This window comes from Pseudomonas sp. NFX5 (assembly GCF_049132125.1).
GTDB classification, from domain to species: domain Bacteria; phylum Pseudomonadota; class Gammaproteobacteria; order Pseudomonadales; family Pseudomonadaceae; genus Aquipseudomonas; species Aquipseudomonas marginalis.
In genome coordinates, this window is record NZ_JAFMZG010000012.1 from 95,527 (window position 1) to 116,402 (window position 20,876).

General features: G+C 61.3%; 24 protein-coding genes. 9 read left to right on the forward strand and 15 right to left on the reverse strand.

Annotated features, from left to right (window positions below):
- Positions 1 to 90: 90 nt before the first annotated feature.
- A complete protein-coding gene (locus J1N02_RS07715; protein WP_027605464.1) occupies positions 91 to 375 on the reverse strand; it encodes a DUF3509 domain-containing protein in 285 nt (94 codons plus the stop codon).
- Between the two features lie 311 nt (positions 376 to 686).
- Here J1N02_RS07715 and J1N02_RS07720 point away from each other — a divergent pair, with 311 nt between their 5' ends.
- Positions 687 to 908, forward strand: a complete 222-nt coding sequence (locus J1N02_RS07720) for a hypothetical protein (RefSeq protein WP_027605463.1) — start codon at positions 687 to 689, stop codon at positions 906 to 908.
- Positions 909 to 993: 85 nt separating this feature from the next.
- Here J1N02_RS07720 and thrC read toward each other — a convergent pair whose 3' ends face one another.
- The 9 genes from thrC to ffh all read right to left on the reverse strand — a co-directional run bounded on the left by thrC (position 994) and on the right by ffh (position 9,359).
- Positions 994 to 2,403, reverse strand: coding sequence for a threonine synthase (gene thrC, locus J1N02_RS07725; RefSeq protein ID WP_027605462.1), 1,410 nt, complete (start codon positions 2,401 to 2,403; stop codon positions 994 to 996).
- 67 nt (positions 2,404 to 2,470) lie between these two features.
- Positions 2,471 to 3,775 (reverse strand): homoserine dehydrogenase, encoded by a 1,305-nt coding sequence (locus tag J1N02_RS07730; RefSeq protein ID WP_027605461.1) that lies wholly within the window; start codon positions 3,773 to 3,775, stop codon positions 2,471 to 2,473.
- A 129-nt stretch (positions 3,776 to 3,904) separates the two neighbouring features.
- Positions 3,905 to 4,636 (reverse strand): thioredoxin fold domain-containing protein, encoded by a 732-nt coding sequence (locus J1N02_RS07735; protein ID WP_027605460.1) that lies wholly within the window; start codon positions 4,634 to 4,636, stop codon positions 3,905 to 3,907.
- Between the two features lie 142 nt (positions 4,637 to 4,778).
- A complete protein-coding gene (gene xerD / locus J1N02_RS07740; protein WP_098478828.1) occupies positions 4,779 to 5,675 on the reverse strand; it encodes a site-specific tyrosine recombinase XerD in 897 nt (298 codons plus the stop codon).
- 112 nt (positions 5,676 to 5,787) lie between these two features.
- A complete protein-coding gene (gene rplS / locus J1N02_RS07745) occupies positions 5,788 to 6,138 on the reverse strand; it encodes a 50S ribosomal protein L19 (protein ID WP_003175895.1) in 351 nt (116 codons plus the stop codon).
- A gap of 45 nt (positions 6,139 to 6,183) precedes the next feature.
- Entirely contained in the window at positions 6,184 to 6,957 is a 774-nt protein-coding gene (trmD, locus tag J1N02_RS07750) for a tRNA (guanosine(37)-N1)-methyltransferase TrmD (RefSeq protein ID WP_016977714.1), read from the reverse strand.
- Entirely contained in the window at positions 6,939 to 7,475 is a 537-nt protein-coding gene (gene rimM / locus J1N02_RS07755; RefSeq protein WP_027605457.1) for a ribosome maturation factor RimM, read from the reverse strand. The genes trmD and rimM overlap by 19 nt, the downstream gene beginning before the upstream one ends.
- 5 nt (positions 7,476 to 7,480) lie before the next feature.
- Positions 7,481 to 7,732: a 30S ribosomal protein S16 gene (rpsP, locus tag J1N02_RS07760; RefSeq protein WP_003238923.1), complete on the reverse strand. Its 252-nt coding sequence runs from the start codon at positions 7,730 to 7,732 to the stop codon at positions 7,481 to 7,483.
- Between the two features lie 250 nt (positions 7,733 to 7,982).
- Positions 7,983 to 9,359: a signal recognition particle protein gene (ffh, locus tag J1N02_RS07765; protein ID WP_003175900.1), complete on the reverse strand. Its 1,377-nt coding sequence runs from the start codon at positions 9,357 to 9,359 to the stop codon at positions 7,983 to 7,985.
- Positions 9,360 to 9,593: 234 nt separating this feature from the next.
- Here ffh and J1N02_RS07770 point away from each other — a divergent pair, with 234 nt between their 5' ends.
- The 3 genes from J1N02_RS07770 (at position 9,594) to J1N02_RS07780 (ending at position 13,217) form a co-directional block, all read left to right on the forward strand.
- Positions 9,594 to 10,406: a cytochrome C assembly family protein gene (locus J1N02_RS07770; RefSeq protein WP_065939219.1), complete on the forward strand. Its 813-nt coding sequence runs from the start codon at positions 9,594 to 9,596 to the stop codon at positions 10,404 to 10,406.
- Positions 10,407 to 10,418: 12 nt separating this feature from the next.
- A complete protein-coding gene (locus J1N02_RS07775; protein WP_027605455.1) occupies positions 10,419 to 11,657 on the forward strand; it encodes a transporter associated domain-containing protein in 1,239 nt (412 codons plus the stop codon).
- Positions 11,658 to 11,903: 246 nt separating this feature from the next.
- A complete protein-coding gene (locus J1N02_RS07780) occupies positions 11,904 to 13,217 on the forward strand; it encodes an MFS transporter (RefSeq protein WP_092358350.1) in 1,314 nt (437 codons plus the stop codon).
- Positions 13,218 to 13,280: 63 nt separating this feature from the next.
- Here the strand turns inward: J1N02_RS07780 and purT are convergent, their stop codons facing one another.
- From purT to J1N02_RS07805, 5 genes are all read right to left on the reverse strand, one after another.
- Entirely contained in the window at positions 13,281 to 14,462 is a 1,182-nt protein-coding gene (purT, locus tag J1N02_RS07785) for a formate-dependent phosphoribosylglycinamide formyltransferase (protein WP_141155932.1), read from the reverse strand.
- Positions 14,463 to 14,531: 69 nt separating this feature from the next.
- A complete protein-coding gene (locus J1N02_RS07790) occupies positions 14,532 to 14,999 on the reverse strand; it encodes a VUT family protein (RefSeq protein ID WP_146477278.1) in 468 nt (155 codons plus the stop codon).
- A gap of 100 nt (positions 15,000 to 15,099) precedes the next feature.
- Positions 15,100 to 15,315 (reverse strand): DUF1289 domain-containing protein, encoded by a 216-nt coding sequence (locus J1N02_RS07795; RefSeq protein ID WP_027605451.1) that lies wholly within the window; start codon positions 15,313 to 15,315, stop codon positions 15,100 to 15,102.
- A complete protein-coding gene (locus tag J1N02_RS07800) occupies positions 15,312 to 15,836 on the reverse strand; it encodes a gamma carbonic anhydrase family protein (RefSeq protein WP_027605450.1) in 525 nt (174 codons plus the stop codon). The genes J1N02_RS07795 and J1N02_RS07800 overlap by 4 nt, the downstream gene beginning before the upstream one ends.
- Before the next feature lie 35 nt (positions 15,837 to 15,871).
- Positions 15,872 to 16,474, reverse strand: coding sequence for a CoA pyrophosphatase (locus J1N02_RS07805; RefSeq protein WP_015885706.1), 603 nt, complete (start codon positions 16,472 to 16,474; stop codon positions 15,872 to 15,874).
- A gap of 146 nt (positions 16,475 to 16,620) precedes the next feature.
- Here J1N02_RS07805 and J1N02_RS07810 point away from each other — a divergent pair, with 146 nt between their 5' ends.
- From J1N02_RS07810 to J1N02_RS07830, 5 genes are all read left to right on the forward strand, one after another.
- Positions 16,621 to 17,169: an NUDIX hydrolase gene (locus J1N02_RS07810; protein ID WP_027605449.1), complete on the forward strand. Its 549-nt coding sequence runs from the start codon at positions 16,621 to 16,623 to the stop codon at positions 17,167 to 17,169.
- 37 nt (positions 17,170 to 17,206) lie between these two features.
- Positions 17,207 to 17,710 (forward strand): L,D-transpeptidase family protein, encoded by a 504-nt coding sequence (locus tag J1N02_RS07815; protein ID WP_027605448.1) that lies wholly within the window; start codon positions 17,207 to 17,209, stop codon positions 17,708 to 17,710.
- A gap of 262 nt (positions 17,711 to 17,972) precedes the next feature.
- Positions 17,973 to 18,731, forward strand: coding sequence for a GntR family transcriptional regulator (locus J1N02_RS07820; RefSeq protein WP_146477276.1), 759 nt, complete (start codon positions 17,973 to 17,975; stop codon positions 18,729 to 18,731).
- 10 nt (positions 18,732 to 18,741) lie between these two features.
- On the forward strand, positions 18,742 to 19,848 hold the full coding sequence (gene nagA, locus J1N02_RS07825) for an N-acetylglucosamine-6-phosphate deacetylase (protein WP_421147256.1): 1,107 nt from the start codon (positions 18,742 to 18,744) through the stop codon (positions 19,846 to 19,848).
- Positions 19,841 to 20,851, forward strand: a complete 1,011-nt coding sequence (locus J1N02_RS07830; RefSeq protein WP_371914536.1) for an SIS domain-containing protein — start codon at positions 19,841 to 19,843, stop codon at positions 20,849 to 20,851. Before nagA ends, J1N02_RS07830 begins: the two co-directional genes overlap by 8 nt.
- Positions 20,852 to 20,876: the final 25 nt, after the last annotated feature.

Genomic DNA, 20,876 nt, shown 5'->3' on the forward strand with positions numbered 1-20,876 from the left:
AGGCACAAACACCGGAGCACAATGTTTGCTCTTGCTGTTACGAAATCTGACCGGCCATGACGTGGGAAGTTTCCATCTATAAACAATTCTTCATGCAACGGCAGCGCTGCGGGTCTGGGCGGCATTGCGCAAGGCCGCGATGACCGAGGGTTCCAGGCGTCCTTCAGCGATCTTGAGGTCACGCAGCAGGCAATCCACCACATCCACCAATAGGCGCTTATCGAGCAATTGCGCCCGGTCGACTTCACGCTCGACCATGATCGCACCGGCGGGGTTCTTTACGGTTACCAGGCACTCGTCCTGCACACCTGCGGTGGTCAATGTCACCTGATAAGGGCTCAGTGCTTCTTCGAGCAATAGGCTGATACTTTCCATCTCGATCACCACTCAATAGTTCGCAAACATTCTTGTAAACGGGAGCTGCATCTATCCTAAGTGACTGGTTGTGACGTAGGAAAGTTCGCTTTTTCGTTTATGCGGGGTTGTCGGGGGATGACGTTTCCAGCATGCGCTTGCAACATGACAGGCAAAAAACGGCGGCACATAAATGCTTACGCAATGGGCTGCTGTTTTGGGCTCCCCCTGCCGCGCAGGCCATGGGTGAATCCTATACTCGATGAGCGCTGATCACGGTGCCACGTGGGTAAAGCGTATGCCAAAGGCCCTTATTGCGAAGGAGGAATGCGATGGTGGAAAACGATGAGCGACTGGCGACGATGGAGAAAATGCATGCCGATGTAAGGCGCATCTACGCAGAAATATCACGCATGCAGGCTGAGCAAGACAAGCTCAGATCGGAATCCCTGAAAATAAACTGTGAAACTTTCTGGTACCCCATGGGCGTAGCAATGGCCGTGGTCGCAACGATTGCTTCGATTACTGGAGTAGCGATTAAGTTGCTCTTGTAACCGGCACGCCGTCGGGCCTGCCAGAAACAAAAAACGCCGCTGACCCAAGGAAGGGAAAGCGGCGTTTTTGTCTGGGTGACCTGCCTTACAAAGGCTTGCCACGATTGCCATGCTGGCTGACAAACGCCTGCATCGCCTTCAAGTCATTCGGCAGCACCGTGCAGCGCTCTTCACGCTCGAACAGGTCGGTCAGATGCACCGGCAGTTCCAGCGCCTTGCCGACACCCGCCTTCTCCACCGCTTCCGGGAATTTCACTGGATGGGCGGTGCCGAGGATCACCATCGGGATATCCAGGCTGCGACGGCATTCGCGGGCGGCCTTGACCCCAATGGCGGTGTGCGGGTCGAGCAACTCGCCGGTCTGGGCGTAGACCTCGGCGATGGTTTCACAGGTCTGCGCGTCATCCACGGCCAGGGAGTCGAACAGCTTGCGGGTTTCGGTCCAGCGCTCTTCATCAACGCTGAAACCGCCGCCGCTCTTGAAGGTGTCCATCAAACCGGCGATGGCTGCGCCGTTGCGACCGTGCATGTCGAACAGCAGGCGTTCGAAGTTCGACGACACCATGATGTCCATGGACGGCGACAGGGTGGCGTGCAGGGTTTCCTTGACGTACTGGTTGCCGCTCATGAAGCGGTGCAGGATGTCGTTGCGGTTGGTGGCGACGATCAACTGGTTGATCGGCAGCCCCATGTTACGGGCCAGGTAGCCGGCGAAGATGTCGCCGAAATTGCCGGTCGGCACCGAGAACGATACCGAGCGCGCCGGGCCGCCCAACTGCAGCGAGGCGTGGAAGTAGTAGACGATCTGGGCCATGATCCGCGCCCAGTTGATCGAGTTCACCGCCACCAGGCGTGTGCCTTTGAGGAAGCCCTGGTCGGCGAAGCTGTTCTTGACCATTTCCTGGCAGTCATCGAAGTTGCCTTCGATGGCGATGTTATGGATGTTCTCACCGAAGATGGTGGTCATCTGGCGGCGCTGTACTTCCGACACACGCTTGTGCGGGTGCAGGATGAAGATGTCGACGTTTTCGCAGTGCTTGCAGCCTTCGATGGCGGCCGAACCGGTATCACCGGAGGTGGCGCCGATGATCACCACGCGCTCGCCGCGCTTCTCCAGCACGTAGTCCAGCAGACGACCCAGCAGTTGCAGGGCGAAGTCCTTGAACGCCAGGGTCGGGCCATGGAACAGCTCGAGCACCCATTCGTTGCCGTTGAGCTGGCGCAGAGGCGCGATGGCGCTGTGGGAAAACACGCCGTAGGTCTCTTCCAGAATCTTTTTGAAATCAGCATCGGGGATGCTGCCGGTGACGAATGGGCGCATCACCCGGAACGCCAGCTCGTGGTACGGCAGGCCGGCCCACGAAGCGATTTCTTCCTGGGTAAAGCGTGGCAGGTTTTCCGGCACGTACAGGCCGCCGTCGGTGGCAAGGCCTGCCAGCAAGACGTCTTCGAAATTCAGGGCCGGTGCCTGGCCGCGGGTGCTGATGTAACGCATGACTGGCTCCTCTAAAACATTCTCGAACAGAGGCCGCCGCACACACGGGGCCTCTGGAACAGATCGGTTAGTTCAGGTGTTCGACGCGAATCCGCACCACCGGGCCCACGACGCCTTGCAAGGCTTCCAGCGCGGTGATGGCATCGTTGATGTGCTGCTCGAGCACCCGGTGGGTCAGCAGGATCATCGGCACCTGGCCGTTCTGCTCCTCGACTTCCTTCTGCATGATCGACTCGATGTTGATACCGCGCTCCGACAGGATACTGGCCACCTGGGCCAACACGCCCGGGTGATCCTTGGCCTGGATGCGCAGGTAGTAGGCGCTTTCGCAGGCCTCGATCGGCAGGATCGGGTGGGCCGACAGCGAATCCGGCTGGAAGGCCAGGTGCGGCACGCGGTTTTCCGGGTCGCTGGTCATGGCGCGAACCACGTCCACCAGGTCGGCGATCACCGACGAAGCGGTCGGCTCCATGCCGGCACCGGCGCCGTAGAACAGGGTGGACCCGGCAGCGTCACCGTTGACCATCACGGCGTTCATCACGCCATTGACGTTGGCGATCAGGCGGTCGGCCGGGATCAGCGTCGGGTGCACACGCAACTCGATACCCGCCGGGGTGCTGCGCGCGACACCGAGGTGCTTGATGCGGTAGCCCAGGGCTTCGGCGTAGTTCACGTCGGCAGTGGTCAGCTTGGTGATGCCTTCGGTGTAGGCCTTGTCGAACTGCAGCGGGATACCAAAGGCGATGGACGCCAGGATGGTCAGCTTGTGCGCCGCGTCGATGCCTTCCACGTCGAATGTCGGGTCGGCTTCGGCGTACCCCAGGGCCTGGGCTTCGGCCAGTACGTCTTCGAAGGTACGGCCCTTCTCGCGCATTTCGGTGAGGATGAAGTTACCGGTGCCGTTGATGATGCCAGCCACCCAGTTGATGCGGTTGGCGGACAGGCCTTCACGGATCGCCTTGATCACCGGGATACCGCCGGCAACCGCGGCCTCGAACGCCACGATCACGCCCTTCTCGCGGGCCTTGGCGAAGATCTCGTTGCCGTGTACAGCGATCAGCGCCTTGTTGGCGGTGACCACGTGCTTGCCGTTTTCGATCGCCTTGAGCACCAGCTCACGAGCCACGGTGTAACCGCCCACCAGCTCGATGACGATATCGATTTCAGGGTTGGTGGCCACGGCGAAGACATCGTTGGTAATCGCAATACCGGTCGTTTGGAACTGAGGCTTTGGCGAACGCGTGGCAATTTGCGCCACTTCAATCCCACGCCCTGCACGGCGGGAAATTTCTTCAGCATTACGCTGAAGTACGTTGAAGGTGCCGCCACCGACGGTCCCTAACCCACAGATGCCTACTTTGACCGGTTTCACTGAAGAACTCCCCATGAAACGGCCGACGCTAGGTCGGCCGTGGAAAACAGCCGCACAACTGCGGCTTTCAATTAATGACCCGTCGACTTATCCACAGGCCATGATCGCCAAAGGTTCGACGATGCTGGTTTATTTGGCACCCAGCGCCAGTTTGGCAACTTGTGGTGCCGGCTGGTAGCCCGGAATCACCTGGCCGTCAGCCAAAACGATGGCCGGTGTACCGTTGACGCCGATGGACTGGCCCAGGGCAAATTGCTTCGACACAGGGTTGGCGCACTTGGCGGCCTTGATTTCCTTGCCATCGACCATCTTGTCCATGGCCGCTTTCTTGTCGGCCGAGCACCATACGGCCTGCAACTGCTCGTCGCCCGGCGAACCCAGGCCCTGGCGCGGGAACGCTACGTAGCGGACTTCCACACCCAGCTTGTTCAGCGCAGGCACTTCGGCATGCAACTTATGGCAGTACGGGCACGTGGTGTCGGTAAACACGGTGATATGGGTCTTGGTCTCGCCGATGGCCGGGTAAACCACGGTTTCAGCCACCGGGATGCCGTTGATCAGCTTGGACACGCCCAGGCGCTCGGCTTTCTCGGTCAGGTTGACCGGCTTGCCGTCCTTGAGCTGGAACAGGTAGCCCTGGACGATGTACTGACCGTCTGCACTGGCGTACAGCACGCGGCTGCCCTTGAGCTTGACTTCATACAGGCCGGCCATCGGGCTGGCACTGATGCTTTCGATTGGGGTATCGAGCTGCAGGTTGGCCAGGCTCTTGCGGATGGTCTGCTCGGCAGCGTCATCGGCGACGGCAAAGGTGGAAACCAACGCAATGGCTGCGGCGGCAATAATCTGGGTCAAGCGCATGGAAACTCCTGAAGGCAGATGCAGGGACGGGTGCAGGCGCGCCAATACGGAAACACGAGTGCGGGCGGTCCCCTTTGCTAACCGGCAAAGCCTACCACAGTTGGGCCGCAGGGCAGCCCGTGGCGGCATAAATTGGCGCTTTTCAGCCTCGCGGGTGGTGCTTGGCATGCATATCCTGCAAGCGCGCACGCGCCACATGGGTGTAGATCTGGGTGGTGGATAAGTCGCTGTGCCCGAGCAGCATTTGCACCACGCGCAAATCCGCACCGTGGTTAAGCAAATGGGTGGCGAATGCATGGCGCAAGGTGTGGGGCGACAGGCTCTTGCCGATCCCCGCGACCTTGGCCTGGTGTTTGATGCGATGCCAGAACGTCTGGCGGGTCATCTGTTCGCCACGCTGGCTGGGAAACAGCACATCGCTGGGCCGCCCGCCCAGCAGCTCGCTGCGAGCATCGCGCATATAGCGCTCGACCCACACAATCGCCTCCTCCCCCATCGGCACCAGCCGTTCCTTGCTGCCCTTGCCCATTACCCGCAGCACCCCCTGGCGCAGATTGACTTGCTCCAGGGTCAGGCTGATCAGCTCCGTGACCCGCAGGCCACAGGCATACAACACTTCCAGCATGGCGCGGTCACGCTGGCCGATGGCTTCGCTGAGGTCGGGCGCAGCGAGCAAGGCATCGACGTCGGCTTCCGACAGGGATTTGGGCAAGGGCCTGCCCAGTTGCGGCATATCGATTTGCAGGGTCGGATCGAGGGCGATCAGTTTTTCCCTCAGCAAATAACGATAAAACCCACGCACACCGGAGAGAAATCGTGCAGTGGAACGGGGCTTGTAATTCTGTTCCAGGCGCCAGGCCAGATGATCGAGGATCAGCTCGCGACCGGCATTGATCAGTTCCAGGTTTTTTTCCTGCAGCCAGCCGTTGAACAGCGCCAGGTCGCTGCGGTAGGCCTGGCGGGTGTTATCTGACAGGCCTTTCTCCAGCCATAGGGCATCGAGGAAACGGTCGATCAGGGGGTGGTCGATGGCAGGCATAGGGACTCGAACAGAAAAGTGGCGGAATCAGGTAGATCCTATCCCGGACCTCAAATCGCGGGCACAAAAAAGCAGCCCGTAGGCTGCTTTTTTCTGCATCGGGAAGCTGGACTTAAGCCAGTTTTTCCTTGATGCGAGCTGCTTTACCGGACAGGTCACGCAGGTAGTACAGCTTGGCTTTACGTACGTCACCGCGACGCTTGACGGCCATGCTGTCGATTTGCGGGCTGTAGGTCTGGAAAGTACGCTCTACGCCAACACCGTTGGAGATTTTACGAACAGTGAAAGCACTGTTCACACCACGGTTACGCTTGGCGATTACCACGCCTTCGAACGCTTGCAGACGCGAACGGTCGCCTTCCTTCACTTTCACCTGAACGACAATGGTGTCGCCCGGGGCAAAGGTAGGGATCTCTTTGGTCATCTGCTCTGCTTCGAGTGCAAGGATGATTTTGTTAGTCATGCTGTGCTCCTAAGGTAAGTCAATGGACCTACCATCGATACGTTGTTAACTATCGTCCCGCGCGAGGATGTATTCCTCGAGCAGCTTCTTCTCTTCTCCAGAAAGCGAGCGGCTTTCCAGAAGATCGGCGCGTCGTTCATAGGTCCGACCAAGGGACTGCTGTAAACGCCAACGCCGGATGTGTGCGTGATTGCCACTTAGCAATACGTCGGGAACACGCTGATCCGCATACACCTCCGGTCGGGTGTAGTGCGGGCAATCCAGCAAACCGTCCGTGAAGGAATCTTCCTCCGCGGAGTCCGCATGCCCTAAAGCTCCAGGCAGCAGTCGTGTAACCGCATCTATCAGGACCATCGCCGGCAGCTCGCCGCCAGACAGGACATAGTCCCCAATCGACCACTCTTCATCGACATGAGCTTCAATAAACCGCTCGTCAATGCCTTCATAGCGACCGGCAATCAGGATCAGTGCTTCCTCATTCGCCAGTTCGCGGACCCCAGCCTGCTTCAGCTGACGGCCTTGAGGGGACAGGTAAATTACCTTCGCCTTCTCCCCGGCGGCTGCCTTGGCCTGAACCAACGCATCTTCCAGGGGCTTGATCTTCATCACCATGCCCGGGCCACCGCCAAATGGGCGATCGTCCACAGTGTGATGTCGATCCGTCGTGTAGTCTCGCGGGTTCCAACAGGTGAGCTGCAACAGCCCCTGCTTCACCGCCCGACTGGTGATGCCGTACTCGCTGATGGCGGAGAACATCTCGGGAAACAAACTGATCACTTCAATGCGCAAATTAGCCACGCTTAGAAGTCCGCGTCCCATTCCACCTTCATCTCGCCCGCCGCCAGGTCAACAGCCAACACGCATTGCTCGGTATAGGGCAACAGGCGTTCGCGATCATCCAGGCTGCCAGCGCAAGGCTTGACCACCATTACATCATTGGCGCCGGTTTCCAGAAGATGATCGATTTTCCCGAACAATTGCCCGAGTTGATCAATAACCTTCAGACCTTCCAGCTGGTACCAGTAGTACTCGCCGTCGGTCAATTCAGGGAACAGGTTGCGCGGCACGCAGATCTCATAACCGGCCAGAAGACGAGCTTCTTCACGATCATCAAGACCCTTGAGCTTCGCGACCAGGAACTTATCGCTCCCGCGTCCACTGACCAGCTCGACCTGTTTCACACTACCTTCGCGCTTGAGCGTCCAGGTCTTGTACTGCAACAGGTTTTCAGTCGGATCAGTAAAGGAATACACCTTCACTTCGCCGCGAACGCCATGAACAGAATAAATCTTGCCGATAACGATCAAATCATCAGCAACAGTTGGCGTCGCGTTCATATTGCTCAGGCTGCGGCCTTAGCCGAGTCCTTCAACAACTTGGCAACACGCTCAGACGGTTGTGCACCAACGCTCAGCCAGTAGGCTACGCGCTCTTGGTTCACGGACAGGCGGACTTCTTGACCACGAGCGATCGGGTTGAAGAAACCTACTTGTTCCTTGTGAGAGCCGTCACGTGGGTTGCGGCTGTCAGTTACGGTCAAGTGGTAAAACGGGCGCTTTTTGGAGCCGCCAAGGGCAAGACGGATTGTTAGCATGTGAACATCGTTCCTGTAGTCGGTGCTGCAAATCTAAATGCACAGCGGGCATAGGTGCCCGAAAGGCCGCATATTCTAAGGAATATCCGGACTTTTGCAAATGTCTTTTTCTGGCGCCTATCAGCGTGCCATTCAGATCTGCTAGAGAGCCGTCGGTTAAAACGGCAGGTCAGCCCCCGCCAACGGCGGGTTTGCTGGAGATCCCACATCCCTGTGGGTCGGAGCAGGAGTGAACTCCCGCTCGAATACTTTACATTTTCGGCATGCCGCCGCCGGGCAACATACCGCCCATGCCGCGCATCATCTTGGCCATTCCGCCCTTGGCGGAGAATTTCTTCATCATCTTCTGCATCTGCTTGTGCTGCTTGATCAAGCGCCCGATGTCCTGCACCTGGGTGCCGGAACCCATGGCGATCCGACGCTTGCGCGAACCGCTGATCAGCTCAGGGTCGCGGCGCTCGGCCGGGGTCATGGAGTTGATGATGGCTTCCATCTGCTTGAACTGCTTCTCTGCCGCGCCCTGGGCATTGCCCATTTGCGCCAGGTTCACGCCGCCGATGTTCGGCAGCTTGTCCATCAGGCCGCCGAGGCCGCCCATGTTCTTCATTTGTTGCAGCTGGTCGCGGAAGTCTTCGAGGTCGAAGCCTTTGCCCTTCTTCAACTTTTTCGCAAGCTTATCGGCTTTGTCCTTGTCGAGCGTCGCTTCGGCCTGCTCGATCAGGCTGAGCACGTCACCCATGCCGAGGATACGCGAGGCGATACGCTCAGGGTGGAACGGCTCGAGCGCTTCGCTCTTCTCGCCCATACCGATGAACTTGATCGGCTTGCCGGTGATGGCACGCACCGACAGCGCGGCACCGCCACGGGCGTCGCCGTCGACCTTGGTGAGGATCACGCCGGTCAGCGGCAGCGCGTCGCCGAAGGCCTTGGCGGTGTTGGCCGCATCCTGGCCGGTCATGGCATCGACCACGAACAGCGTCTCGACCGGGTTGATCGCGGCATGCAGCGCCTTGATCTCGCCCATCATCTCTTCATCGATGTGCAGGCGACCGGCGGTATCGACGATGACCACGTCGATGAACTTGAGCCTTGCTTCTTTAATAGCAGCGTTGGCGATGTCGACCGGCTTCTGGCTCAGGTCGGACGGGAAGAAGGTCACGCCCACTTCGCCCGCGAGCATTTCCAGCTGCTTGATGGCCGCCGGACGGTACACGTCGGCCGACACCACCATCACGGACTTCTTCTTGCGCTCTTTAAGGAAGCGCGCCAGCTTGCCGGCGGTGGTGGTCTTGCCCGCACCTTGCAGACCGGCCATCAGCACGACGGCCGGTGGCACGGCACTGAGGTTCAAATCTTCGTTGGCCGCGCCCATCAGGCTTTCGAGTTCGGCCTGGACGATCTTCACAAAGGCCTGGCCCGGGGTCAGGCTGCGGGACACTTCAGTGCCGACCGCGCGCTCCTTGACCGAGTTGACGAAGTCCTTGACCACAGGCAAGGCGACGTCGGCTTCCAGCAACGCCATGCGCACTTCGCGCAGGGTGTCTTTAATATTGTCCTCGGTCAGCTTGGCCTTGCCGGTTACATGGCGCAGCGTCTGCGAGAGACGGTCAGTCAGGTTTTCAAACATGCGCGATCCTTTCAGGCCCTATTCATCGAAATGCATTGGTAGACCGAGGTAATGGCGGCCCAGGCTGTGGTAAATCGCTATTAAACACAGCGTTCGGCGAGCCTGCGGCGTGGGCTGGTCGCGGATTATAGCGAAGACTGCGCCCATGCACACCCGCTGTCTGGCCCTGGAGTCTTTCGTGGAGCGCAGGTGTGTGCCAAACTCAGCGCCTTTCGGGCTTGTCTATCAGGATTTATGCTCCCCTTGTCACCCAGTTTGCTACCCAGCCTCGCCGCCGCCATCTTGTATGCCGCTGCGACCCTCTATCAGGGCTCTCGTCTGGCCCAAGGCGCCAAGGCGGACAAACGCCTGCTGGTCGGCCTTGGCGTCCTCGCCCTGCTGGCCCATGCCGCGAGCCTGTTCACCCACCTGATGACGCCGGTTGGCCTGGGCCTGGACTTCTTCAGCGCCGCCAGCCTGATCGCCGCGGCGGTGATTGCGCTGACGCTGATGGCCTGTTATCGGATTCCTGTCGAGAACCTGCTGGTCCTGCTCTTCCCATTGGGCGTACTGACGGTGCTGCTCGCGCAGTTCGCCCCCACCGGCACGGTGCAGGTGATCGATGAAGAGCCAGGCATCCTCGCTCATATCCTGCTGTCGATCCTGGCCTACGGCATGTTCACCATCGCGGTGTTCCAGGCCTTGCTCCTGCTGTTGCAGGACCACCAGCTCAAGCACAAGCACCCTTCCGGACTGATCAAGAACTTCCCGCCGCTGCAAACCATGGAAAGCCTGCTGTTCGGTTTCCTGTGGGCCGGCTGGACGCTGCTGTCGCTGTCGCTGATTTCCGGTTGGCTGTTCGTCGAAAACCTGTTTGCCCAGCACCTGGTGCACAAGACCCTGCTGGCGTGCCTGGCCTGGGTGGTGTTCAGCGTATTGCTGTGGGGCCGCAACCGCCTTGGCTGGCGCGGGCACAAGGCGATTCGCTGGACCCTGGCCGGTTTCTGCCTGCTGATGCTGGCCTATTTCGGCAGCAAGCTGGTTCGCGAATACATCCTGCATATCTGACGGGCAGCCAAAATGGACAACTTGCCCCTGGGGCCGATGCTCGCGGTAATCGCCTTGCTGGTGTTATGGGCGGCGCTGTTTACCGCCATCGAAGCCGCACAACAACACCTGCTGGCCTTGCGCCCCGGTACGCGCCAGGGCGACAAGGCTGCCGCCCGCCTGAGTTTCCCGCGCCACAGCCTGATCCTGTGCAACAGCCTGTGCCGTGCGGCCGTGGTCATCCTCTGCACCCTGCTGGCGATTTATGCCTGGGCACAGAACGGCCCGTGGCTCGGCTGGCTGATCTCCTGCGCCGTCCTGCTGATCCTGGCCGACTACCTGCCCCGCGCCCTGGCAACCCGGCATCCGCAAGCGGTGCTGGGCTTCGGCAACACGCTGCTGGGCGTGCCATTGAAAATCCTCTATCCCGCCGCCTGGCTGCTCAATGGCATCAGCCTGTTGCTGCTGCGCCCGTTTGCCCGCAAGCCCGGCGTGGTGAAAAACAGCGACGAGCCACAGCCCGACCACGACGATGAACCGCAACCCGAGGCCGACGACAGTCGTACCCCTGGCATGCCGGGCATCCACGCCCTGGACAACATCACCGTCAATGACATCCTGGTGCCCCGCAGCGAAGTGGACGGTATCAACCTGGATGACTCGATCGAAGAAATCATCGAGCAACTGCGCACCTCCCCGCGCACTCGCCTGCCGGTGTTCCACAGTGACATCAACCAGGTCGAGGCCGTACTGAACACCCGGCTGATCCAGCATCTGCTGCCGGACGCCAGCCTGACCAAGGAAGCCTTGCTCGAGGCCTCCTACGAACCCTACTTCGTCCCGGAAAGCACGCCCCTGCAACTGCAATTGCTGAACTTCCACAAGCAGCAGCGGCGCCTGGGCATGGTGGTGGATGAATACGGCGAAGTCCTGGGTATCGTCACCCTGGAAGATATTCTCGAAGAAATCGTCGGCGAATTCGAAAACGAGCAAAGTGCGGACAACCCGCATATCGAAGCGCAGCCCGATGGCCGCTATATCATCGACGGCGCCGCGTCGATCCGCGAATTGAACAAGAGCCTGGGCTGGCACCTGCCCAGCGACGGCCCCAAGACCCTCAACGGCCTGGTCACCGAGGCCCTGGAAACCATTCCGGATTGCGCGGTGTGCCTGAAGATCGGCCGCTACCGCCTGGAAATCCTCGAGACCGAGGATAACCGCGTCAGCAAGGTGCTGATCTGGCATACCAGCCACATGCCTGTGGCCGCATGACTTCCTGATAAACCGCAATCCAGTCACTTGTTGTAATTCCAAACCCCTTCCTATAATCCCTGCGGCTTACCCAAGCCCCCGCCCGACCGCGTGCTACCCGCACTCAGCGTGTCCAGGCACCGCTTTACCATGTCCGACCGGTGTTCGCTCCCATCCCGAGCCGCCCCGCGCACAACCCTGATCCAAGGGTGTTCGACCCAATAATAATCCGCGTCCAAACGCGCAATGACCGTCAGGGATACCGCCATGAGCACCACCTATAACGAGGCCGCGACCGCCGCCCCGACCAACTCGACCGCACGTGTCGCCACCGCGAGCATCGTCGGCACCGCCATCGAGTTCTACGACTTCTATATCTATGCCACGGCTGCCGCGCTGGTGATCGGGCCGGTGTTCTTTCCGCAGACTTCCGGTACCGCGCAGATGCTGGCGTCGTTCCTGACCTTCGGTATCGCCTTTATCGCCCGCCCTCTGGGCTCGGCGCTGTTCGGCCACTTCGGCGACCGCATCGGCCGCAAGTCGACCCTGGTGGCCTCGCTGCTGCTGATGGGCGTGTGCACCACGCTGATCGGCCTGCTGCCCGGTTATGACAGCATCGGTGCCTGGGCACCTATCCTGTTGTGTGTGCTGCGCTTCGGCCAAGGCCTGGGGCTAGGCGGGGAATGGGGCGGTGCAGCGTTGCTGGCCACCGAGAACGCACCGAAAGGCAAGCGCGCCTGGTTCGGCATGTTCCCGCAACTGGGCCCATCGATCGGGTTCCTGGCGGCCAACGGCTTGTTCCTGATCCTGGCGATGAGCCTGAATGACGAGCAGTTCCGCAGTTGGGGTTGGCGCATCCCGTTCATCCTCAGCGCAGCCTTGGTGATGGTCGGCCTGTATGCGCGCCTGAAGCTGCATGAAACCCCGGTGTTCGCCAATGCCGTGGCGAAGGAAGCCCCGGTGAAAGTGCCGCTGGTGGAGCTGTTCAGCCAGCATTGGTTGCCGGTCCTGCTGGGCGCCGCGTCGATGGTGGTGTGCTACGCGCTGTTCTACATCACCACGGCCTTTTCCCTGAGCTACGGCGTTTCGACCCTGGGCTACAGCCGCGAGACGTTCCTGGGGTTGCTGTGCTTTGCAGTGCTGTTCATGGGCCTGGCCACACCGTTGGCGGCCTTGGCCAGTGATCGCTACGGGCGCAAACCGGTGCTGATCGTCGGCGCGGTCCTGGCGATTCTGTCGGGCTTCACCATGGAGCCATTGCTGACCCACGGTTCGACCTGGGCCGTAGCGCTGTTTTTGGCCCTGGAGCTGTTCCTGATGGGGGTGACCTTCGCGCCGATGGGTGCGCTGTTGCCGGAATTGTTCCCGACCCGCGTGCGTTATACCGGGGCTTCGGCGGCGTATAACCTGGGTGGGATCGTGGGTGCTTCGGCCGCACCGTTCTTCGCAACCAAGCTGGTGGCGATGGGTGGGCTGAGTTATGTCGGTGGGTATGTGTCGGCGGCGGCGTTGCTCAGCTTGATTGCGGTGCTGTGCCTGAAAGAGACGCGGGATAATGATTTGAACAGGGTTGCCGGATAAACAGCTATCGGGGCAGGCCCCCTCCCACATTCGAGTGTGGGAGGGGGCTTGCTCCCGATGCTTTTAGAGCTCTACCACAACCGCTTGGGCAGCACGGGTCGCCTTGGCACGAGCCGCTTCAATCGACTCATCCCGCGCCAACGCCACGCCCATGCGGCGCTGGCCATTCACTTCCGGCTTGCCAAACAGACGCAACGCCGTGTCCGGCTCACTCAAGGCCGCGCCGAGGTTGGCGAATGCGGTCTGGGTCGACTGCCCTTCCACCAGAATCACCGCCGAAGCCGAAGGCCCGAACTGACGGATCAACGGGATCGGCAGGCCGAGGATGGCGCGCGCATGCAGGGCAAACTGTGACAGGTCCTGGGAAATCAGGGTCACCAGGCCGGTGTCATGGGGGCGCGGCGACACTTCGCTGAACCACACCTGATCGCCTTTGATGAACAGCTCCACGCCAAACAGGCCACGACCGCCCAACGCCTCGGTCACTGCCTTGGCCACGCGCTCGGACTCGGCCAGGGCAACCGGGCTCATGGCTTGCGGCTGCCAGGATTCCTGGTAGTCGCCCTTCTCCTGACGGTGGCCGACCGGCGCGCAGAAGGTGGTGCCGCCGATGTGACGCACGGTCAGCAGGGTGATTTCGTAGTCGAAGTCGATAAAGCCTTCGATGATCACCCGGCCTTTACCGGCACGCCCGCCTTCCTGGGCGTAGTCCCAGGCTTTCTGCACGTCGTCGACGCTGCGCAGCAGGCTCTGGCCCTTGCCCGACGAGCTCATCACCGGCTTGACCACGCAGGGGAAGCCCAGGTCCTGGACGGCCTTGCTGTAGTCTTCGAAGGTGTCGGCGAAGTGGTACGGCGAGGTCGGCAGGTCCAGCTCTTCGGCGGCCAGGCGACGGATGCCCTCACGGTTCATGGTCAGCGACGTGGCGCGGGCGGTCGGGATCACCGTGAAGCCTTCGGCCTCCAGCTCCACCAGGGTGGCGGTGGCGATGGCTTCGATTTCCGGCACGATGAAGTGCGGTTTTTCCGCTTCGATCACCGCACGCAGGGCGGCACCGTCGAGCATGTTGATCACATGGCTGCGATGGGCAACCTGCATGGCCGGCGCGTTGGCGTAGCGATCCACGGCAATCACTTCAACGCCCAGGCGTTGCAGTTCAATCACCACTTCCTTGCCCAGCTCACCGCAGCCACACAGCAAAACGCGGGTCGCGGTTGGCGACAATGGAGTTCCGATTCGGGTCATCTCAGGTCCTCAGGGGAGCGGATCATGGGGAGAAAGGCCGGCATTTTACATGAACTGTAAAAATTGGCCTCAGTTGGCGACGGCCCGCTTGCGGATGCGCCAGGCCATGATCAGCCACACCACCGTGACCCCGGCGAACTTCGACGCCAAGGCAATGCCCACCACGGCAGGGGTGAGCGCACCGATCAGGCCGAAGAAGATAAAGGTATCAAGGGGAATGCTCAGCGCCGAACTTATCCACAGGCGGTCGTGGAGCGGGCGCTTGGTGATGCTGAACACCAGCCAGTCGATGCACTCGGACACCGCGAATGCCGTGGCGCTGGCCAGGGCGATGGAGGGATCGGAGGTGATATACGACAATGCCAGCGCCGCCAGCATGGCGATGATCGCCCCATGGCCGAAGCGGGTCTGCACCATGTCGCGCAGGATAAACACCAGGCCGCCCCAAGCCGACCAGATGACGTCCAGGTGCGGGGCGGTGGAGAAGGCGAAGTTGATCAGCACGACGCTGCTGATGTAGGCGATCAGGAAGAGCATGGGGCGAGGGACCTGTGAACAAGGGGCACAGGGTACTTCACATTTGGAAATATGTCGTCTGGGCGGACCTCATCGGGGGCAAGCCCCCGATGGCGATCCATCAGGCTCCGGATTTACCAGAAGCCATAAACACCAACCCACCCGCCACCGCCCGCTCATGACACAAACCCAACACCACCCGGCGCTCGGCGTTGTCCATGCGGCTCCAACGCGTAATCTCATCCACGGTGCGCTGGCAGCCGGTGCAGATATCGTCATCATCCAGCGCACAAATACTCACGCAGGGCGAGGCAACAGGTCGTTCAACTGCACTCATTCTTCCTGCTCTGCCAGATCCCGCGCGTAACGCTGGGCATTATGCACATAGTGCGCAGCGCTGGCTTCCAGCATCCGCTTCTGTGCGTCGGTCAATTCACGCACCACTTTGCCCGGCGAGCCCATCACCAGGGAACCATCGGGGATTTCCTTGCCTTCACCGATCAACGAGTTGGCGCCGATGATGCAGTGCTTGCCGATCTTGGCGCCGTTGAGGATCACCGCATTGATACCGATCAGGCTGTAATCGTCGACCGTGCAGCCATGCAGCATGGCGTTATGGCCGATGGTCACGCCAGTGCCCAGGGTCAGCGGGTAGCCCATGTCGGTGTGCATCACGCTGCCGTCCTGCACGTTGCTGTTCTTGCCGATCAGGATCAGCTCGTTGTCGCCACGCAGCACCGCGTTGAACCAGACATTGGCGCCCTCCTCCAGCTTGACCTTGCCCACCAGCGTGGCATTCGGCGCCACCCAGCTGTGCGGATGGGTCTCGACGCGGGCATCGCCCAGACGGTATTTCATGCTGTTCCCTCACGGCTGGCCGTTCAAACGACGGCTTAGGTATTGATGAAGCTCTTGGGCGGCTGGTGCAGGCTGATCTGGGCGTCGTCATAAAGCAGGTTGATCAACTCGACGATCATGATTGCCGTCAGGCCCCAGATCTTGTATTCGCCGAAGCGATAACTGGGCACGTACCAACTGCGGCCCTGGTAATCGATGCGGTGGGTATGTTCGCGCGGGTCCTGTCGGAAAAAATCCAAAGGCACGCTGAAGACGGCGGCAATCTCGGCATCGTTGGCCAGGTATTCGACGTAGTCGGGGATCACCCCCACATAGGGCGTGACCCGGATGCCGTGCAGGGAGATCAACGGACTCAGCGGGCCGATGACCTCCACCAGGCCGGGGGGCAGGCCGATTTCTTCTTCGGCTTCACGCAGGGCGGTGAAGATCAGGTCCGGGTCTTCGGGGTCGCGGCGCCCGCCGGGAAAGGCCACTTCGCCACCATGGGTCGACAGGCCGCTGGCGCGCAGGGTCAGGATCAGCTCAGGTTCGTCACTGCGGGTAATCGGCACCAGCACCGCGGCCTCGGGGAAACGCCCGTCGGTTTCCAGCGTGTGGGGGGTGTGATTGCTTACCCGGCGAAGTAGCTCGTCCAGCATGAGTCATCTCGGTCTGTTGGCTACCTTGCATCATGCACCAAAGCCGCCGGGCGCCCAACCCCAAAACCCGGAGCATGTCGCTAAACGACAACTTGCAGGGCCCTGCCAGCCAAGCCAAGATAGACGCACTTTCCAGGAACCCCAGCATGAATTTCTGCAGCCAGTGCGGTAAACCGGTTACCCAGCGCATTCCCGAAGGCGACGCCCGCCTGCGTTTTGTGTGTGATCACTGCTCGACCATTCACTATCAGAACCCCAATATCGTCGCCGGCACCCTGCCGGTATGGGGCGATAAAGTGCTGCTGTGCCGCCGCGCCATCGAGCCGCGCCTGGGTTACTGGACCCTGCCCGCAGGCTTCATGGAGAACGGCGAGACCGTGGAACAGGCCGCCATGCGCGAAACCCTGGAAGAGGCCTGCGCCCGGGTGCGCAACCTGAGCCTCTACACCCTGATCGATGTGCCGCACATCAGCCAGGTGCATATCTTCTACCGCGCCGAACTGGTCGACCTGGACTTCGCCGCAGGCCCCGAAAGCCTCGAAGTGCAGCTGTTCGACGAGGCGGACATCCCTTGGTCCGAGCTGGCTTTCCGCACGGTCGGGCGTACCCTAGAATACTTTTTCGCTGACCGCCGCCAGCAGTCGTTCCCGGTGCGCAGCGAAGCCGTGCCACCTCTTTCCAAGCCCGCCCAATAACCATTCGGCAGCTCGTCGCCACAGGGATACCGTTTTAATGCGTTGGTTGCTTGCTCTGATCTGCCTGTCGTTCGCCACGCTTTCGCCGGCCTCTACCGTGGAAACCCTGGGCGGCAAGACGGTCGAAAAAGTCCTGGTGCTCAAGTCCGCCCACCAATTGCAGTTGATCAACGACGGCAAGCCCCTCAAGACCTATCGGATTTCCCTGGGCAAGAACCCCAAGGGCCACAAGCTGATCGAGGGCGACCGCCGCACGCCGGAAGGCCTGTACTGGATCGACTGGCGCAAGACCAGCGACCGCTACTACCTGTCCATGCACATCTCCTACCCGAATATCAGCGATGCCGCCCGCGCCCGCCGCGAAGGGGTGAAGCCCGGCAGCATGATCATGATCCACGGCACGCCCGACACCGAAGAGTACCCGGAGCAGTGGTTCCACACCCTGGACTGGACCGACGGCTGCATCGGCATGCGCAACGTCGACATGCGCGAAGTCTGGAACCTGGTCAAGGACGGCACGCTGATCGAGATCCGCCCGTAAATCTTCGACCGTTCGTAATTTAATTAAAAATATTTCCCTCCCCCTCCCACGCCTGCCGGTGAATACCAGTTCACCGCGCAGGCTGCGCATTTCTGCGCGCGATAAAGACCTCTCTAATACCACTTGATACCAGGCACCATTAAGGCACCCTGAAACCGGTACTTGCACCGTTTTAGCGGCATTGACATGGTATTTAAGTGGTATTAGCTTCCGGCCAATACCGGGCGACAACACTCCAATAACCGCATCGGAAACTTCATAGATGAACCCCATCCTGACGCTGCGTCCCGACGACAAGCAATCCACGCCGCTGTACCTGCAATTGGCCCGCAACCTCGAAGCGGCGATCCATGCCGGCCAGTGGAAATCCGAACAGGCCCTGCCCTCGGAGCGCGCCCTCAGCGAACAGCTGAGCATTTCGCGGGTCACCGCCCGTAAAGCGTTGGAAGTGTTATTCGCCCAAGGCCTGATCCGCCGCAGCCAGGGCTCCGGCACCTTTATCACGCCACGCCTGGAACAGCCGCTGTCGCGCTTGTCGGGGTTCAGCGAGATGTTGCGCCTCAAGGGCTTTGTGCCCAGCTCCCAATGGCTCGAGCGCGAGATCACCCCGCCGACCCACGAAGAACTGATCCGCCTGTGCCTGTCGCCGACCGACAAGGTGGCGCGTCTCAAACGCCTGCGTAAGGCCGATGACACCGTGATGGCCATCGAGATGACCGCCATGCCCGCCTCGGTACTGCCGCAGCCGCAAGCCATCGGCCATTCGCTGTACGAATACCTGGAAGGCATCGGCAAACCTATCGTTCGCGCCCTGCAACACATCCAGGCGATCAACGCCTCGAACGAATTCGCCCGGCTGGTGGGTATCGCCCCCGGCACCGCCATGCTGCTGATGACCCGGGTCGGCTACACCGCCGACAACACGCCGATCGAAATCACCGACACCTACTGCCGCAACGACTACTACGACTTTGTCGCAGAGCTTCGCCGTTATGACTTTGCCGCCGAGTTGCGGCCTTAGAGAACTGCCCATGTCCGAAGACAATATCCTCACGCCCCACGGCTGGATGCGCGGCCGCCTGGTGCACCAGCACGGCAAGGTCATCGCCATCGAGGGCGAACCTTGCGACCCGGCTGAAAACGACTTGCCCTACCTGCTGCCGGGTTTTATCGACCTGCACGTCCACGGCGGCGGCGGTAAAGACATCATGGAAGGCGCCGACGCGTTCGAGACCATCACCCGCACCCATGTGCGTTTTGGTACGACGTCGCTGTTGGCCACCACCATGACCGCGCCGCTGGACGAAATCTCCAGCGTGCTCGGCCAACTCGGGCGCTTCTGCGAGCAGCGTCCTACGGGCAGCGCCCGGGTACTCGGCGTGCACCTGGAAGGCCCCTACATCAACCCGGGAAAACTCGGCGCGCAGCCCAACTTCGCCCACACCGCCTTGATGGCCGAAGTCGAAGCCTACCTGCGCCTGGCGCCGATCCGGGTGATCACCATCGCCCCGGAAATCGCCGGCCACGACGCCCTGATCCGCGCCCTCAGCGAACGCGGCGTGCGCATGCAGATCGGCCACACCCTGGGCAGCTATGAAGAAGGCGTCGCCGCCCTCGCCGCCGGCGCCACCAGCTTCACCCATTTGTACAACGCCATGAGCCCGTTGCATCACCGCGAACCCGGCATCGTCGGCGCGGCACTGGCCCACGCCAAGTACGCCGAGCTGATCCCGGACCTGCTCCACGTGCACCCCGGCGCCATGCGCGTGGCCCTGCGCGCGATCCCGTGCCTGTACTGCGTCACCGACTCCACCGCCGCCGCCGGCATGCCCGACGGCGAGTACAAGCTGGGCAGCCACACCGTGACCAAATGCCTGGGCGGCGTGCGCCTGGCCGACGGCACCCTGGCCGGCAGCACCCTGACCATGGATCAGGCGCTGCGCAACCTGGTGAAGATCGGCCTGCCCATCAGCGAAGCCTCACAACGTCTGTCGCAATTTCCGGCGGACTACCTGGGCCTGGAACAACGCGGTCGCCTGCAACCCGGCAGCTTTGCCGACTGCGTGCGCCTGGACCGCTCCCTGCACCTCACCGACGTCATGGTCGAAGGAGAAACCATTGTCTTCAAAAATGCTTGAAGAGGCCTTGGCCTCCGGTGACGCCGTCGCGGCGCAACTGCAACGCCTGGGCCCACGACTGGAAGAAGTCGCCGGCCGCCTGCGCCGCCAGCCGCCGCAAGTGGCGATGACCATTGCGCGGGGCAGCTCGGACCACGCCGCCAGCTACTTCGCCTACCTGGCCATGCAGCATGTCGGCATCCCGGTGGCGTCGTTGCCGATGTCGGTGGTGACCTTGTTGCAAGCACCCATGAAAGTCAGCGGCCAGGTAGCGTTCGGTTTCTCCCAGTCGGGGCAGAGCCCGGACCTGGTCAACAGCCTGCGCCTGTTGCGCAAGCGTGGCGCCTTGAGCATCTCGCTGGTCAACGCCGAAGACTCGCCGCTGGAAGCCGCCTGCGAATTCCATGTGCCCCTGTGCGCCGGGCCGGAACTCAGCGTGGCCGCGACCAAGAGCTTTATCGCCACCCTCAGCGCCAGCGCGCTGTTGATCGGCCACTGGAACCAGGAGCCCGACTTGCTGCAAGCCTGCCAGGCCCTGCCCGAAGGCCTGCGTGAAGCCGCCAGGCAGGACTGGACCCACGCAATCGAGGCGCTGCGCGGCTGCCAGCAACTCATGGTGATCGGCCGGGGCGCCGGTTTTGCCATCGCCCAGGAAGCGGCGCTCAAGCTCAAGGAAACCTCGGCGATCCAGGCCGAAGCCTTCAGCAGCGCCGAGGTGCGCCACGGGCCGATGGCCTTGATCGGCGCGGACTACCCGCTGCTGGTCTTCGCACCACGGGGTGCCGAGCAAGCCGGCCTGTTGAGCCTGGCCGCCGATATGCGCCAACGCGGTGCCCGCGTGCTGCTCGCAGCACCGGACGATATCGCCGAACGCGACTTGACCCTGAGCCGCGCCGAACACCCGAGCCTGGACCCGATCCTGGCGATCCAGAGTTTCTATGTCATGGCGGCCGGCCTGTCCGTCGCCCGAGGCATGGACCCGGACCAGCCGCGCCACCTGAGCAAAGTTACCCGCACTCACTGAGTCGCGCTTTCCTGATGAGTACCGT